Source organism: Trebonia sp., assembly GCF_030042015.1.
Classification (GTDB): domain Bacteria; phylum Actinomycetota; class Actinomycetes; order Streptosporangiales; family Streptosporangiaceae; genus Trebonia.
This window is the reverse complement of record NZ_JASIAL010000519.1, coordinates 1-14,173: the sequence shown is the minus strand read 5'-3', so window position 1 is coordinate 14,173 and position 14,173 is coordinate 1. Positions and strand designations below refer to the sequence as shown.

Annotated in this window: 15 protein-coding genes; 8 read left to right on the top strand and 7 right to left on the bottom strand. The window is 70.0% G+C overall.

Going from position 1 to position 14,173, the window contains the following annotated elements:
* The 6 genes from rpsB to Q1N79_RS27785 form a co-directional block, all read left to right on the top strand.
* A partial coding sequence (gene rpsB / locus Q1N79_RS27810) for a 30S ribosomal protein S2 (protein ID WP_300614018.1) occupies nucleotides 1-507 on the top strand: 507 nt, incomplete at its 5' end.
* A gap of 25 nt (nucleotides 508-532) precedes the next feature.
* The gene (tsf, locus tag Q1N79_RS27805) at nucleotides 533-1,369 is read left to right on the top strand and encodes a translation elongation factor Ts (protein ID WP_300614017.1); all 837 of its coding nucleotides are present in this window, start codon (nucleotides 533-535) and stop codon (nucleotides 1,367-1,369) included.
* Between the two features lie 189 nt (nucleotides 1,370-1,558).
* On the top strand, nucleotides 1,559-2,116 hold the full coding sequence (frr, locus tag Q1N79_RS27800) for a ribosome recycling factor (protein ID WP_300614016.1): 558 nt from the start codon (nucleotides 1,559-1,561) through the stop codon (nucleotides 2,114-2,116).
* Nucleotides 2,113-2,994: a phosphatidate cytidylyltransferase gene (locus tag Q1N79_RS27795; protein ID WP_300614015.1), complete on the top strand. Its 882-nt coding sequence runs from the start codon at nucleotides 2,113-2,115 to the stop codon at nucleotides 2,992-2,994. Before frr ends, Q1N79_RS27795 begins: the two co-directional genes overlap by 4 nt.
* Nucleotides 2,995-3,150: 156 nt before the next feature.
* Nucleotides 3,151-3,327, top strand: a complete 177-nt coding sequence (locus Q1N79_RS27790) for a hypothetical protein (RefSeq protein WP_300614014.1) — start codon at nucleotides 3,151-3,153, stop codon at nucleotides 3,325-3,327.
* Nucleotides 3,328-3,641: 314 nt separating this feature from the next.
* The gene (locus Q1N79_RS27785; RefSeq protein WP_300614013.1) at nucleotides 3,642-4,259 is read left to right on the top strand and encodes a hypothetical protein; all 618 of its coding nucleotides are present in this window, start codon (nucleotides 3,642-3,644) and stop codon (nucleotides 4,257-4,259) included.
* A gap of 229 nt (nucleotides 4,260-4,488) precedes the next feature.
* On the opposite strand, the gene Q1N79_RS27780 is transcribed toward Q1N79_RS27785, so the two are convergent.
* On the bottom strand, nucleotides 4,489-5,598 hold the full coding sequence (locus tag Q1N79_RS27780; protein ID WP_300614012.1) for a suppressor of fused domain protein: 1,110 nt from the start codon (nucleotides 5,596-5,598) through the stop codon (nucleotides 4,489-4,491).
* Between the two features lie 95 nt (nucleotides 5,599-5,693).
* On the opposite strand from Q1N79_RS27780, the gene rlmN reads away from it, so the two are divergent.
* Together rlmN and Q1N79_RS27770 are read left to right on the top strand one after the other, a co-directional pair.
* Nucleotides 5,694-6,812 (top strand): 23S rRNA (adenine(2503)-C(2))-methyltransferase RlmN, encoded by a 1,119-nt coding sequence (gene rlmN, locus Q1N79_RS27775; protein ID WP_300614011.1) that lies wholly within the window; start codon nucleotides 5,694-5,696, stop codon nucleotides 6,810-6,812.
* A gap of 228 nt (nucleotides 6,813-7,040) precedes the next feature.
* The gene (locus Q1N79_RS27770; protein ID WP_300614010.1) at nucleotides 7,041-7,727 is read left to right on the top strand and encodes an acyltransferase; all 687 of its coding nucleotides are present in this window, start codon (nucleotides 7,041-7,043) and stop codon (nucleotides 7,725-7,727) included.
* A gap of 37 nt (nucleotides 7,728-7,764) precedes the next feature.
* Here the strand turns inward: Q1N79_RS27770 and Q1N79_RS27765 are convergent, their stop codons facing one another.
* The 6 genes from Q1N79_RS27765 to Q1N79_RS27740 all read right to left on the bottom strand — a co-directional run.
* Nucleotides 7,765-8,403 (bottom strand): response regulator, encoded by a 639-nt coding sequence (locus tag Q1N79_RS27765; RefSeq protein ID WP_300614009.1) that lies wholly within the window; start codon nucleotides 8,401-8,403, stop codon nucleotides 7,765-7,767.
* Nucleotide 8,404: 1 nt separating this feature from the next.
* Nucleotides 8,405-11,743 (bottom strand): HAMP domain-containing protein, encoded by a 3,339-nt coding sequence (locus tag Q1N79_RS27760; protein ID WP_300614008.1) that lies wholly within the window; start codon nucleotides 11,741-11,743, stop codon nucleotides 8,405-8,407.
* A 221-nt stretch (nucleotides 11,744-11,964) separates the two neighbouring features.
* Complete coding sequence (locus Q1N79_RS27755) at nucleotides 11,965-12,177, bottom strand: hypothetical protein (protein WP_300614006.1); 213 nt, start codon at nucleotides 12,175-12,177, stop codon at nucleotides 11,965-11,967.
* 19 nt (nucleotides 12,178-12,196) lie between these two features.
* Entirely contained in the window at nucleotides 12,197-13,120 is a 924-nt protein-coding gene (locus Q1N79_RS27750; RefSeq protein ID WP_300614005.1) for an SPFH domain-containing protein, read from the bottom strand.
* Between the two features lie 179 nt (nucleotides 13,121-13,299).
* Nucleotides 13,300-13,668 (bottom strand): hypothetical protein, encoded by a 369-nt coding sequence (locus Q1N79_RS27745; RefSeq protein ID WP_300614004.1) that lies wholly within the window; start codon nucleotides 13,666-13,668, stop codon nucleotides 13,300-13,302.
* Between the two features lie 96 nt (nucleotides 13,669-13,764).
* Nucleotides 13,765-14,173 (bottom strand): helix-turn-helix transcriptional regulator (locus Q1N79_RS27740; RefSeq protein WP_300614002.1); only part of this gene is annotated, 409 nt, incomplete at its 5' end.

Sequence of the window (14,173 nt, the reverse complement as noted above, 5' to 3'; positions counted from 1 at the left end):
AGGGACATGTCGCGGGTGCCGAGCGCCATCTGGGTGGTCGACACCAAGAAGGAGCACATCGCGGTCAGCGAGGCGCGCAAGCTGGGCATCCCTGTCGTGGCCATCCTGGACACCAACTGCGACCCGGACGAGGTGAGCTACCCGATCCCCGGCAACGACGACGCGATCCGCAGCGTGGCGCTGCTGACCCGGGTGGTCGCGGATGCGGTGGCCGACGGCCTGATCGCCCGGGCCGGAGCGGCCGAGGGCGACCAGAAGCCCTCCGACGACGAGTTCTCCAGCGAGGAGCCGCTGCCTGAGTGGGAGCGGGACCTGCTTGAGGGCAACGGCGCCGGTGCCGGCGTGATCGCCGACGACGTGGTGAGCACCAACTCGGCGACCGCCGAGGCGGTCGCCGAGGCCGAGGACGACGAGGCCGGGGACGACGCGGTCGCCGACGCGGCCATCGATGAGGCCGGCGACGAATCCGGTGATGCGGCCGAGGACGACGAAGCCGACGACGAGTGACGACTGACGAACGAGGAACCACGACATGGCGAATTTCTCCACCGCTGACGTGAAGCGGCTTCGCGAGCAGACCGGCGCGGGAATGATGGACTGCAAGAACGCCCTCGCGGAGGCCGACGGCAACATCGAGGAGGCCGTCGAGATCCTGCGGGTGAAGGGCGTCAAGGACGCAGGCAAGCGCTCCGCCCGCACTGCGGGCAATGGGCTGGTGACCGCCGAGCTTGACGGCAACAGCGCGGGCGTGCTCGTCGAGCTGAACTCCGAGACCGACTTCGTGGCCAAGAACGAGCAGTTCCAGGAGGTGGCCGCCAAGATCGCGAAGGCGGCCCTGGCCAGCAAGGTCACCGACAGGCTCGCCCTGCTGACCACGGAGGCCGAGCCGGGCAAGACCGTCGAGCAGCTCATCGAGGACGCGAGCGCCGCCATCAAGGAGAAGCTCGAGCTCGGCCGCTTCGCCCGCTTCGAGGGCGGTTACGTGACCAGCTACCTGCACCGCACCGACCGCGACCTGCCGCCGACCCTCGGCGTGCTCGTCCAGCTGGACAAGCCGAGCGAGGAGGTGGCCAGGGACCTGGCGCAGCAGATTGCCGCCATGCGTCCGCAGTACGTCACCCGCGACGAGGTGCCGGCCGATGTCACCGAGAAGGAGCGCCGGATCGCGGAGCAGATTACCCGCGATGAGGGCAAGCCTGAGCAGGCGATCCCCAAGATCGTCGAGGGCCGTCTGGGCGCCTTCTACAAGGACGTCGTGCTCGTCGAGCAGGCGTTCGTGAAGGAGCCGAAGCAGAGTGTCGCCCAGGTGCTCAAGGCCGACGGCGTGACCGTGCGGGCATTCGCCAGGTTCCAGGTCGGCCAGGCCTGAACCCGGGCCCGAACCCGGGCCTGAGCCAGGCCGCGCGCTCCGCCCGGACGCGCCGCCACCGGGCCGCGCCGGCCGTCTGGACTAAGGTGAGACCTCAGCCGAAGTGCCGTGGCCGGCGGGTAATGTGGTGAAGGCCGTCCAGGGTCGAAGTCCGACCGGCATTCTCGCGTGCGCACAGGAGCCGTAACGATGATCGATGACACCCTCCTCGAGGCCGAGGAGAAGATGGACAAGGCCGTCTCGGTCGCCAAGGAAGACTTCAGCAACATCCGCACCGGCCGCGTCCATCCGGGCATCTTCTCCAAGATAACGGCCGAGTACTACGGCAACCCGACCCCGCTGAACCAGCTCGCCTCGTTTCATGTCCCGGAGCCGCGGATGGTCATCATCCAGCCTTTCGACAAGGCAAGCCTCGGCACCATCGAAAAGGCCATCAGGAACAGCGACCTCGGGGTGAACCCTTCCAACGACGGCGTGATCATCCGGGTGATCTTCCCCGAGCTCACCCAGGAGCGCAGGCGCGAGTACATCAAGACCGCGCGCTCCAAGGCCGAAGACAGCCGGGTCTCCATCAGGAACATCCGGCGCCACGCCAAGGACTCGCTGGACAAGATGGTGAAGAACGGCGAGGCCGGCGAGGACGAGGTGCGCCGCGCGGAGCGTGAGCTGCAGGAGCTCACCGACACCTACGTCGCCCAGGTCGACGAGCTGCTCAAGCACAAGGAAGGCGAGCTGCTCGAGGTGTGAGCGCCGTCGGCACCAAGCCCGAAGACAACAACCCGGACGGCGGCACCCCAGCGCCGGGCAAGGGCATCAGGACCGGCCGGAACCTGCCGGCCGCGATCGGCGTGGGGGCCGCCCTCGGCGGCCTCGCGCTGCTCACCCTGCTGACCGTCAAGGCGACGTTCCTGCTCTACATGGGCGCCGCGCTCGCCGTCGCGCTCAAGGAGCTGCACGACGCGCTGCGCACGCGCGAGATCCGCCTCCCGGTCATCCCGGTGGCCCTCGGCGGCGCCGCGATGCTGACGTCCGCCTACTGGGCCGCCGGCGGCGCCGTCACCGCCGCGTTCGCGCTGACCGTCGTCGCGATCTTGGGCTGGCGCCTGTTCGGCGGCACGGCCGGGTACGTCAGGGACGTCACCGCGGGCGTCTTCGCCCTCGCCTACCTGCCGCTGCTCTGCTGCGCGGTCGCGGCGATGCTGGCCCCGCCCGACGGCGGCAAGCGAGTCCTCACGTTCATCATCCTCACGATCTGCAGCGACATCGGCGGCTACTTCGCCGGCATCACGCTGGGCCGCTCCGGCGCGCACAAGCTAGCCCCCGCCATCAGCCCGAACAAAACCTGGGAAGGCCTGGCCGGTTCCGCCGTCACCACGATCGCGGCCGGCGCGGTGCTGCTGCCCACCCTGCTGCACGGGCACTGGTGGGCGGGTGCCGTCATCGGCGTGGCCGCCGTCGCCGCCGCCGTGCTCGGCGACCTTGCCGAGTCCATGATCAAGCGGGACCTGGCCATCAAGGACATGGGGTCGCTGCTCCCCGGCCATGGCGGCATTCTCGACCGGATCGACTCGCTGCTCGTCTGCGCCCCTGTCGTCTGGCTGCTGCTCACGGCATTCCTCCGCTGAGCACCGCACGCCGCTTTCCGTCGTCCCGCCCGTCGCTTTCCTTTCCATTGTCCCGAACGGGCCGGGGCGCCTGTCCCGCGAATGTTTGAGCTGCGAATTTCACGGGACTAAAGGAGCGGTAAATCGGCTCGGTATTCCCGGAACGGAGTCGAAGGCATGTCCTTCAGATGGATCAGGCACCTCATCCTCTTGGTCTACGTGGGGATCGGCGTCTACGTCGCCTGGGAGCATGGCTTCCTGGGCGTAGCCTTCCTGCGCGCGCTGGCTAGCGCGATACTCGCGGTCCTGCTGTGGTGGCTCGTCCCGCTGGGCGTGAACCTGCATATCCACTGAGTTTCCCCCGGGGGGCCAAGCCCCCCGGTGACCCCCCAATGGGGGGACTACCCGTCCCCCCATTCCCCCTGGCCCCGGCTGCGCCTTGACGGCGCACGTGCTCCGGGGATCCTGCGGTTCGGCGCTTACCTCCTGACGGCGCACGTGCTCCCTCCGTGCGGCAACTCGCTGAACGACCATGTCACCTCGTGTGTCGCCGATGCCGCGGACGGGCGGACATCCCACCGACATCCCTGGGCCACGCCTGGCAGGCCTTGCCTCGGGAAGGGGCCGGGCGCATGCTTTCGGCGGTAGCCAGTTGAGGAGTCATGCCGATGTATCAAGCAGGTTCGTCCTCGTGGCGTATCAGCGAGGACCGGTGGCCGGAGGCGTTCGATATCGCCCTGTGGTTCCGCGCCGCGGAGCGCATCGACGTGGCACCGGGAGGCGTGGTGCCGGGGGAGCCGGACGTTGAGCCGCTGCCGGACCCAAGCACGGACCCGTCGGACGCCGCCGGGCTGGCCGCGGGCTGGCTGGCCTGGTGGCATTCGCTGATCGGGTTGCCCCCGCTGTCGCCGCCGTTCGACCTGGCCCGCCCGCCGGCGCTGCTGGCCTTCATGACGCCAGACTTCCGTGGCCTGGCAGCCTGGCCCGCGCTACAACGGGCTGTCACCCGCCGACGGAAACAGGCCCAAGACTGGCACACCGCCCGCAAGAAGGCGGGATTGGAGGCGGGCCTGTACCACGACGCGCGGACTGGCCGGGTGGTCGCCGACCTCGAACGCGAGCTGGGCCGCAAGGCACGGCCGTTCTCGCTGGACCTGGTGCTGCTGCCGGTCCGCGACGAGCAGGTCCGGCAGGTCGGCGCCGACCGCTACCTGGTTCCCGAACGCGTCCATGACGGCCAGCGGTGGCCGGGACTGCTGCGCGGCCTGCTGATCCCGCGCGCGTAGGCCCCCGTGGATCACGGACTGGATCGCGCAGCCAGCATCAACGCTCCCTACCCCATGCGACATAGGATACATTCCGCTTCCATAAACTATGACAAAACAGCAGGAACCATGCAATTCGTATCCTAAGTAGCCGGTACCGTCCGCGACGCAGCCCCTTAGCTTCCCGGCACTGTGTCCCCGGAGCCGCAGCACCCCCGGTGTCCCCAGGCACCCCAGGCGCCCCAGAACCCTAGGCGGGATCGGCGATCCAGCTGCGATTCTCCGCGGCAAGCTCGGTTACCAGGGTCGCGGAGCCATGCTCCTTGGCAAGCAGCCGGGACCGTTCGGAAATTGGAATTATCCAAAGCCACCGCACCGGGTCACCGTCCACGGAGAAGCCGGACAGATCCGGTACGCGCGGCCCGGACAGCCCGGACGGGTCGTCGAGCAGCAGCACGCCCTCGTAGCCGCCGCCGAGCGGGAAGTTCGATGGCTGGTCATACCACCGAACGCTGTGGCCTGGACCGAACCAGGTCACCTCGCGCCAGGGATATCCCGCCAGCCACAAGAAGACCAGGGCCGCTACACCCGACGGCAGGGTCGTCGCGACCGCGAGCTCGATCCGTGAGTAGTCGGTCGGATCGTCGACGACCTGCTCGACCACGGGCATCCGCTGCGCGCTCATCCCGACGGTTGACAGCACCGTGTACGGCCGTCCGGGGGCAGGCGGGCGCTCGGAGATCCCGATCGCCGGGCGCTTGCCTGGCGCACCGTCCCAGTAGTGCGCCCCCGGGCCGAGCCGCGCGGTCAGGTGGGTGAGCGCGGCCTGCTGGAACTTGCCCCAGCCTGCCGCTGAGTTGCGCCACTGCCAGAACTCGCTGGCGCGTTCCATCCGGGGCCCGAGCCCTTCGATGGCGTCCTCGAGCGACCAGCCGAACGGCGTCTGGCCGATCACGTCCCGGCTGTACCCGGGCATGCCGCGACTCGAGTCCGACCAGCCTGGCAGGACGGCGAGCGGGACGCCCTGCTCGAGCAGTGCCACGCCGTCGCCTTCCTCGAACCACAGCGCCTGCAGGCTAACCGGGTCCAGCGGCGGGATGCCGCGCGGGTGGCGGGTGCGGGCGGCCGGCATAATCGGCGGCTGCCCGGCGTTGAGCCTGTCTGGATCGGTGGTTCGCGGCGCGCGCACATGGTTCGCTACCCAGGTGGCGGCGATCGGCGACGTGTCGTCGTGCAGGTACGCAGCCGTGGTAGCACCATCGAATTCAACCGTCAGCCGTCTGCTCCCGTACGGGCTCACGCTGTCAAGCAGCGTGGCGGCCTGCGGGAACGGCTCGGGACCGGACCGCATTATTGCCATATCATAAATATCGCCTTGTTTGCCCTCCGTAATCAAGCCCTTGCGCTCAGGTAGTATCGGCGGGGTTATGCCCCTTTCTCCCGAACGGAGCCGTCGTGACTCGTCCACCTCGCCATCTCGCCGATCTCGGCCTGGCGGAGCGGCGGCAGGCTGTCGCCGAGCTCGGCGAGCGCGAGTTCCGGGCGGACCAGCTGTCCCGGCACTATTTCGGCAGGTACACCGACTCGCCTGAGGACATGACGGACCTGCCGGCCGCGGCGCGTTCGGCGCTGGCGCAGCAGCTGCTGCCGCGGCTGCTCACGCAGGAGCGGTCGCTCGCCTGTGACGACGGCGCGACGCGCAAGATGCTGTGGCGGCTGTTCGACGGCGCGCTCGTCGAGTCCGTGCTGATGAAGTACCCGGACCGGGTGACGATGTGCGTGTCGTCGCAGGCCGGCTGCGGCATGGGCTGCCCGTTCTGCGCGACGGGGCAGGCAGGGCTGACCCGCAACCTGTCCACCGCCGAAATCGTGGCGCAGGTCGTGGCGGGCGAGCGTGCCCTGCGCACCCCTGCGGCCGCCACTCCTGCCCCGTCCGGTGACCGGGTGTCCAACGTCGTCTTCATGGGCATGGGGGAGCCCCTGGCGAACTACCGCAGCGTGATCGCGGCCGTGCGGCGGCTCACCGACCCGGTGCCCGGCGGGCTTGGCATCTCGCAGCGCTCGGTGACCGTGTCCACGATCGGCCTTGTCCCGGCGATCGCCCGCCTGGCGCAGGAGGGCCTGTCGGTGACGCTTGCCGTCTCGCTGCACGCGCCGGACGACGAGGCGCGTGACGAACTCGTCCCGGTGAACCGGCACTGGAAGGTCGCCGAGGTGCTGTCCGCCGCCTGGGACTACGCGGCGGCCACGGGGCGGCGAGTCTCGATCGAGTACGCGCTGATCAAGGACATCAACGACCAGCCGTGGCGCGCCGACCTGCTTGGCTCGCTGCTGGCCGGGCACCTGGTGCACGTGAACCTCATCCCGCTCAACCCGACGCCCGGCTCGAAGTGGACCGCGTCGCTGCCCGGTGTGCAGGAGGAGTTCGTGAGCCGCATCGCCGCCCACGGCGTCGCGGTGACCGTACGGGACACCCGCGGCCGCGAGATCGACGGCGCCTGCGGCCAGCTGGCCGCCCGCGCCACCCCGCCCCGCACCCGCCGTACCGCCGCGCCCCCCTCCCGCTCGCCGTAAACTTAGGACCCGAGCCGCAGAAATTTTAGCCCGTTTCGTCCAATTTTGTACCTGCCGCTCGGGTCCTAAGATGGTGTGCGATGCCCGAGATTGGGCAATTGTCCCGGTTTGTGACATAGGCCGTTAGCTTGCGGCACGTGCAGCACGGGCGTCGGTGGGGCACTGCCAGCGTCCGGCTAACCGGGGGAGGGCGGTCAGCGTGGCGTCCGGGCGCGGGAGAATGCCCTGGTGAAGTGGCGGAAGCGTGCGGCGCGCCGGATCGCGGGCGTGCGGCGGGCTCTGGTGTGGCGGGCCGTTCACTGGGGATGGCGCGAGCTCCAGCGGGCCGGGATGGTGACCGGGGACACGCCCGCGGGGCGGGCCTTCCGGGAGTTCGGCCGCGGGTCGGTCATGGCGTTTCCGGCCGGGTCGGTCTTCGGCGAGGGATGGATCGCCGTAGGCGCGGATACCCTCATCGCCCCGCAGGTCACGCTGTCGGCGGGCACCCTGCCCGGCCAGGACCTCGGCCCGGACCCGGTGCTGCGGATCGGCGACCGCTGCGTGATCGGCCGTGGCAGCCACATCGTGGCGCACGAGAGCATCGTGATCGGCGACGATGTCTGGACCGGGCCGTACGTGTACATCACCGACCAGAACCACGGCTATGCCGACCCGGACACGCCGATCGGCCGGCAGGCGCCGGTCAACCGCGCGGTCACGATCGGCGCCGGGTCGTGGCTGGGCGCCGGGGCGATCGTGCTGCCCGGCTCGCGGGTCGGGCGCAACGTGGTGATCGCGGCCGGCTCGGTCGTGCGCGGCGAGGTGCCGGACCGCTGCGTGGTGGCCGGCGTCCCCGCGAAGGTCGTGCGTCGGCACACCGCGGCTGGGTGGCTGGCGCCGCGCGGGAACGCCGAGGCGGTCAACGGGCCGTCGTAGCCGGGCGCTGGCGAACCGCGGGCGGCGGGCCAGGAGGTCAGCCGTCCACGCCCAGCGCGTCGAGGGTGTCGCGGAGGCGGCCGATGCCACGGTCCAGCTGGGCCAGGCCGTCCGCGAGCGCGGCGTCGGTCTTCGCCGCGGGCAGGCTGGCCAGCCCGGCGGTGACGACCTCAACCGCCGACAGGCGCCGGGACAGTTCGGTCAGCGGGCTGGGCTCGCTGCCTGGCTCGCCGCCGGCCGAGCCCTCCGCCCGCTGGCGCAGCAGGTCTGCCTGTTCCCGCAACTGCCGGTTCTTCACGTACAGGTCGACGAAGACCGCCACCTTCGCCCGCAGCACCCAGGGGTCGAAAGGCTTGGCGATGTAGTCGACCGCGCCCGCGGCGTAGCCGCGGAACGCGTGATCAGGCTCCGCGCCCGCCGCGGTGAGAAAGATGATCGGGACATCGTGCGTGCGGGCGCGGCCCTTGATGTGCGCCGCGGTCTCGAAGCCGTCCATGCCGGGCATCACCACGTCGAGCAGGATGACGGCGAACTCGTCGGACAGCAGCGCCGCCAGCGCCGCCTCACCGGAGCGGACGGGGACGAGCTGCTGGTTGAGCGAGGAGAGGATGGCCTCGAGCGCGATCAGGTTCTCGGCGCGATCGTCGACGAGCAGGATCCTCGCCTTCTGTGCCACGTCAGCCGCCCCGCCGGCCGTCAAGCCAGCTGCGCATCAGCCCGACCAGGTGGGAGATGTCCACCGGCTTGGTGACGTACTCGGAGGCGCCGGACGCGATCGACTTCGCCCGGTCGCCCTTCATCGCCTTGGCGGTCACGGCGATGATCGGCAGCTCGGCGAACTCCGGCCGCTGCCTGATCGCCGCCGTGGTGGCGTTGCCATCTAGCTCCGGCATCATGACATCCATGAGTACCAGCGCGATGTCGTCTTCGCGATCCAGGATCTCCATGCCCTGACGGCCGTTCTCCGCATACCGCACGTGCGCCCCGTACCGCTCGAACACGCTGGTCAGCGCGAACACGTTCCGCACGTCGTCGTCGACGATGAGGATTTTCGCTCCCCTCAGCGGGTCGTCCTCCCACGCCGCGAGCCCGGCGCCGCCCGCCGCGGGCTGAGCTGCGCCGGACAGCGACCGCGCTGCCCGGCTGACCGCCCCGGTGGCAGCAGGGGACTCGGGGGAGGCGGCCGCTGGCGTTCGGGATATGCCTGGTTTTAGTTCTTCCGCCCAGCCCCTCGCGGAGCCGGTGAGCGGATCGGCGCCGTCCGCTTCCCGGCGGTCGGGCAGGTAGAAGGTGAACGTGGAGCCGTGCCCGACCCGGCTGGCGGCGTGGATCTCGCCGCCGAGCAGCCGCGCGATGTCCCGCGAAATGGACAACCCCAGGCCGGTGCCGCCGTAGCCGCGCGAGGTGGTGCCGTCGGCCTGCTGGAACGCGCCGAATATCACCTCAAGCTTCTCCTCGGCGATCCCGATCCCGGTGTCGGCGACGGCGAACGCGATGGCCGACTTCTCGCGCCGCAGCGGGCCGGCGAACCGGACGTCCGGCGCGGCGGGCGCGACCCGCATGGTGACGCCGCCTGTGGCGGTGAACTTCACCGCGTTGGACAGCAGGTTGCGCAGGATTTGCTGCAGCCGCTGCTCGTCGGAGTAGATCAGCGCGGGCACGCCTGGCTCCACCTCGATCCGGAAGGCGAGGCCCTGCTGCGCGGCGGTCGGCCGGAAGGTCGCGTCCACGTAGTCGAGCAGCGTGTCCAGCGAGATGGGCGCGAGGTGCACCTCCATCTTGCCGGCCTCGACCTTGGACAGGTCGAGGATGTCGTTGATCAGTTGCAGCAGGTCGGAACCGGCCTCGTAGATGGTCCGCGCGAACTCGACCTGCTTGACGGACAGGTTCCCGTCCGGATTCTCCGACAAGAGCCCCGCGAGCACGAGCAGGCTGTTCAAGGGCGTGCGCAGCTCGTGCGACATGTTGGCGAGGAACTCCGATTTGTACTGCGAGGAGATCGCCAGCTGCTGCGCGCGTTCTTCCAGGGTGCGGCGGGCCTGGTCGATCTGGAAGTTCTGCACCTCGATCGCCCGGTTCTGCTTGGCCAGCAGGGCGGCCTTGTCCTCGAGCTCCGCGTTGGAGCGGCGCAGTTCGGCCTGCTGACGCTGCAGTTCGTCCGACCGCTCCTGCAGCTGGGTGGCGAGCCGCTGCGACTCGGTGAGCAGCACCTCGGTGCGCGAGTTCGCCATGATCGCGTTGATCGTCACGCCGATCGTCGGCACGAAGCGGTCGAAGAACGTCAGGTGCAGCTCGCTGAACCGGTGCAACGACGCGAGCTCGAGCACGCCGAGCACCTGGTCCTCGAAGAGGATCGGCAAGACGACGACGCTGGTCGCCGCGGCGGAGCCGAGGCCGGAGCCGACCGTCACGTACCCCGGCGGGGCGTCCTGGACCACGATCCGCGCGCGGTCGAGCGCGGCCTGTCCGGCGAGCCCTTCGCCCAGGCAGAAGCGGGTCATGCCGCTGCGGTGGAAGCCGTACGCGGCGATCCGCTCGAATTCGGGGGCGCGATCAGGCCCGCCCCCATCGGCCCCGCCCCCATCGGCCCCGGCGCCGTCGGGCGCCGGGCCGCCGCTGGCGGCCAGGTAGAAGGCGCCGTACTGCGCGGAGACCAGCGGCGTCAGCTCGCTCATGATCAGCCGCGCCACCTCGAGCGGGTCGCGGTGCCCCTGCATCAGCGAGGACAGCCGCGCGAGGTTGGTGTTCAGCCAGTCCTGCTCGCGGTTCGCCCTGGTGGTCTCGCGCAGGTTGGCGACCATGAGGTTGATGTTGTCCTTGAGTTCGGCGACCTCACCGCTGGCCTCCACGGTGATGGACTGGGTGAGGTCGCCTTCGGCGACCGCGCTGGCCACGGCGGCGATCGCGCGGACCTGCGTGGTGAGGTTGGAGGCCAGGCCGTTGACCGACTCGGTCAGCCGCTTCCAGGTGCCTGACACGCCCGCCACCTCGGCCTGGCCGCCCAGGCGCCCCTCGGTGCCGACCTCGCGGGCCACTCGGGTGACCTCGTCGGCGAACGCGGACAGCTGGTCGACCATCGTGTTGATCGTGGTCTTGAGCTGGAGGATCTCGCCGAGCGCGGCCACGTCGATCTTCTTCGACAGGTCGCCCTGGGCCACCGCGGTGGTGACCTGGGCGATGTTGCGCACCTGGGTGGTGAGGTTGCCTGCCATGGAGTTGACGTTGTCGGTGAGGTCCTTCCAGATCCCGGACACGCCCTTGACGTCCGCCTGGCCGCCGAGGCGTCCCTCGGTGCCGACCTCGCGGGCCACCCGGGTGACCTCGTCGGCGAACGCGGACAGCTGGTCGACCATCGTGTTGATCGTGGTCTTGAGCTCGAGCACCTCGCCCTGCGCGTCGACGGTAATCTTCTGGGACAGGTCGCCCTGCGCGACCGCGGTCGCGACCTGGGCGATGTTCCTGACCTGCACCGTGAGGTTGCGGGCCATCCCGTTCACCGAGTCGGTCAGGTCCTCCCAGACGCCCGAGACGCCACGCACGTGCGCCTGGCCGCCCAGGCGTCCCTCGGTGCCGACCTCGCGGGCCACCCGGGTGACCTCGTCGGCGAAGGCCGACAGCTGGTCCACCATCGTGTTCACGGTCTGCTTGAGCTGCAGCATCTCGCCCTGGACGTCGACGGTGACCTTCCTCGTCAGGTCGCCGCGCGCGACGGCGGTGGTGACCGTGGCGATGTCCCGCACTTGTTCGGCGCGCCTGGCGACCTCGTCGTTCAGTGCGGACAGCTCGGTCGCGACGGCGTCCACCAGCGGCCAGATCTGGCCGAGCACTGTTCCGCCGCCGCTCGCGACCGCCCCGACCGCCCCGACTGCCGCGCCTGCCGGGATCGTGCGGACGGCCGCGGGGGTCCGGGGACTGAAATCGCCCTTGCTCAGGGCCAGCAGGGCGGCGCGCAGCGGCTCGAGGTCGTCGTCGGAGTAGCGCGCATCGCCGCCCGGTGAAGGCGGGACCTGGAACATGTCGCCTCCGATGGTCGTCCCCGGCGGTGTGGTCGCGATGGGGAGCTTTGGCAGTTCAAGTCTGTCACGATCAGCCAATTGGTCGATCACCGCTGGCGATGAAATAGTCGCCTTCCGCGAGTTGACGCAGGAGCGGCGAGATGCGTGAGTGACGACGGTGAATTCGCGGCCCGGGTTCACCTGGCTCCGGAGCCAACCGCGGTTTCGCCCGCTGCCGTCCGCTAATCGGAGTTTGCGCCAGGGTCGGCGGGCGGCCGGCCCGGCCTGCGCATCTGCGCGGCGCGGCCAGGCATCCGGCCAGCTTGCGCGAGGGCGCGACGGAGCAGGAACTCGATCTCGGCGTTGGTGCTGCGCATCTCGTCGGCCGCCCACTTGGCCAAGGCGTCGTGGACGGCCGGGTCGAGCCGCAGCAGTATGCTCTTGCGTTCGGGCATTCCGGTTCCGTGCCTGCCGTCACTGGTACAGCGAGCCGGTGTTCACGACCTGCTGGGTGGCCTGCTCGCTGCAGAGCACGACGAGAAGGTTCGACACCATGGCCGCCTTCCGCTCCTCGTCCAGCTCGACGACGTTTTCTTCGTCCAGGCGCTGCAGGGCGAGCCGGACCATGCCGACCGCGCCTTCGACGATCTTCTGCCTGGCGCCCACGACCGCGCTCGCCTGCTGCTGGCGGAGCATCGCCTGGGCGATCTCGGGCGCGTAGGACAGCCGGGTGAGACGCGTCTCGATGATCTGCACGCCAGCCGGCCGGACCCGGTCGGTGAGCTCGCCCGACAGCCGCTCGGTGATCTCATCCGCGTTGTCGCGCAGCGACAGCACGCCGGTGCCACGGCTGTCGTAGGGGTAGCTTGACGCGATGTGCCGGACGGCGGTCTCGGCCTGGATGGCCACGAAGTGGGTGTAGTCGTCGACCGAGTAGCTGGCGTTCGCGGTGTCACGCACCTGCCAGACCACCACAGCCGCGATCTCGATCGGGTTGCCGTCGGCGTCGTTCACCTTGACGAGCGCTGATTCCAGGTTGCGGATCCGGGTCGAGACCGCGATGCGGTTGGTGAACGGGTTGACCCACTGCAGGCCGGGCTCGCGGATCGAGCCCTGGTACCTGCCGAACAGCTGGATGACGTGCGCCCGGCCGGGCACGACGGGGGTGAGGCCGCGGAAGACCAGGACCGCGGCCACGATGAGGACGATACCCAGCCACACCAGGGCGACAGCGGCGCTCTTGTGCTGGTTGGCCTGCCAGAACGAGACGATCGCCGCGGCCAGCAGGACGAGGCTTAGCACTAGCATCGGAAGACCGCGCAGGTACCTGGCTGAGCGTTCCGGCATCGTCTGAGCGGGGGAGTAAGTGCTCTGCGCGAGCTGAACCTGGGCTGACATCTGCCCACCTCCAGGGAAGTTCCTAGATACCGTACTTCTATCATACTGATATCAGTTTTTGGCGCAAGTGCTAATGATCACGTTCGCCGCGGCGGTGCGGCCTGGGCCGCAGGGTATCAGGACCGGACCGCCGGAAGGCTCTTCCGTGCTGACGCGAACCAGCCGGGCGTGTCCGGGCGTCAGCGTTCCGGCGCGGGGAGCTCGCCGCGCATGGCGCGCTCGACTAGGACGACGGCCCGGGCGGTGGCGGCGAGCCGGCGGCCCTCAGTGCGGTAGGCGGCGAGCACGGCGTCGACCGCGTGCGGTGGCAGCGCCTCGGCGAGTTCGGTGCGCGCGGTGCGGTACCCCTGGCGGGCGCCCTCGACGCAGGCGGCGGTGTGGTGGCGGGCCATGGCGGCCAGCGCCGTGGGATGCCGGCGCAGCACCCCGTGCAGCCGGTAGTCGGGAGGGACGACGTCGAGCAGCCAGGCGACGGCGGTGGCTTCGAAATCGCTGGTGCCAGGCGGATGTACTCCGGTTGGCCAGCCCGGTGGTATGTGCGCGGCCATGCCTGAAGCATAGCAGCAGGTCGAACGGTCATTCGAGTATTGTCCGGTCACCGTTGCGGAACGATGGCCGTGATTACGTTGTCATAAGCCGGCCGGCTAGAGCGAGACCGGAACATCGAGCAAGCGCAGTGCGTGAGCCTTGGCCGCGGCCTCGGTCCGCGTGGCGGCACCCAGCTTGGCGAGGATGTTGGAGACGTGAACGCTGGCGGTCTTGGGCGAGATGAACAGGGCGGCCGCGATTTCCCTGTTGGACTGGCCGGCGGCGACGAGGCGAAGCACCTCGAACTCCCGCCCGGTCAGTCCGGGGTGCCAGGCTTGTGTAGCCGGACCGCCGTCCTCGCCACCGTGGCTCCCCTCGCCGGTGCCGGTGCCGTCGGCGTTCCCGGCCGCGCCGGACCCGGCCGCGCCGGACCCGGCCAGGGAGATGCCGGCCCGGCGGGCGAGCGCGGCGGCTTCGCTGGCCAGCGGACGTGCCCGCAACCCGGCGGCAAGCCCGGCGGCGCGC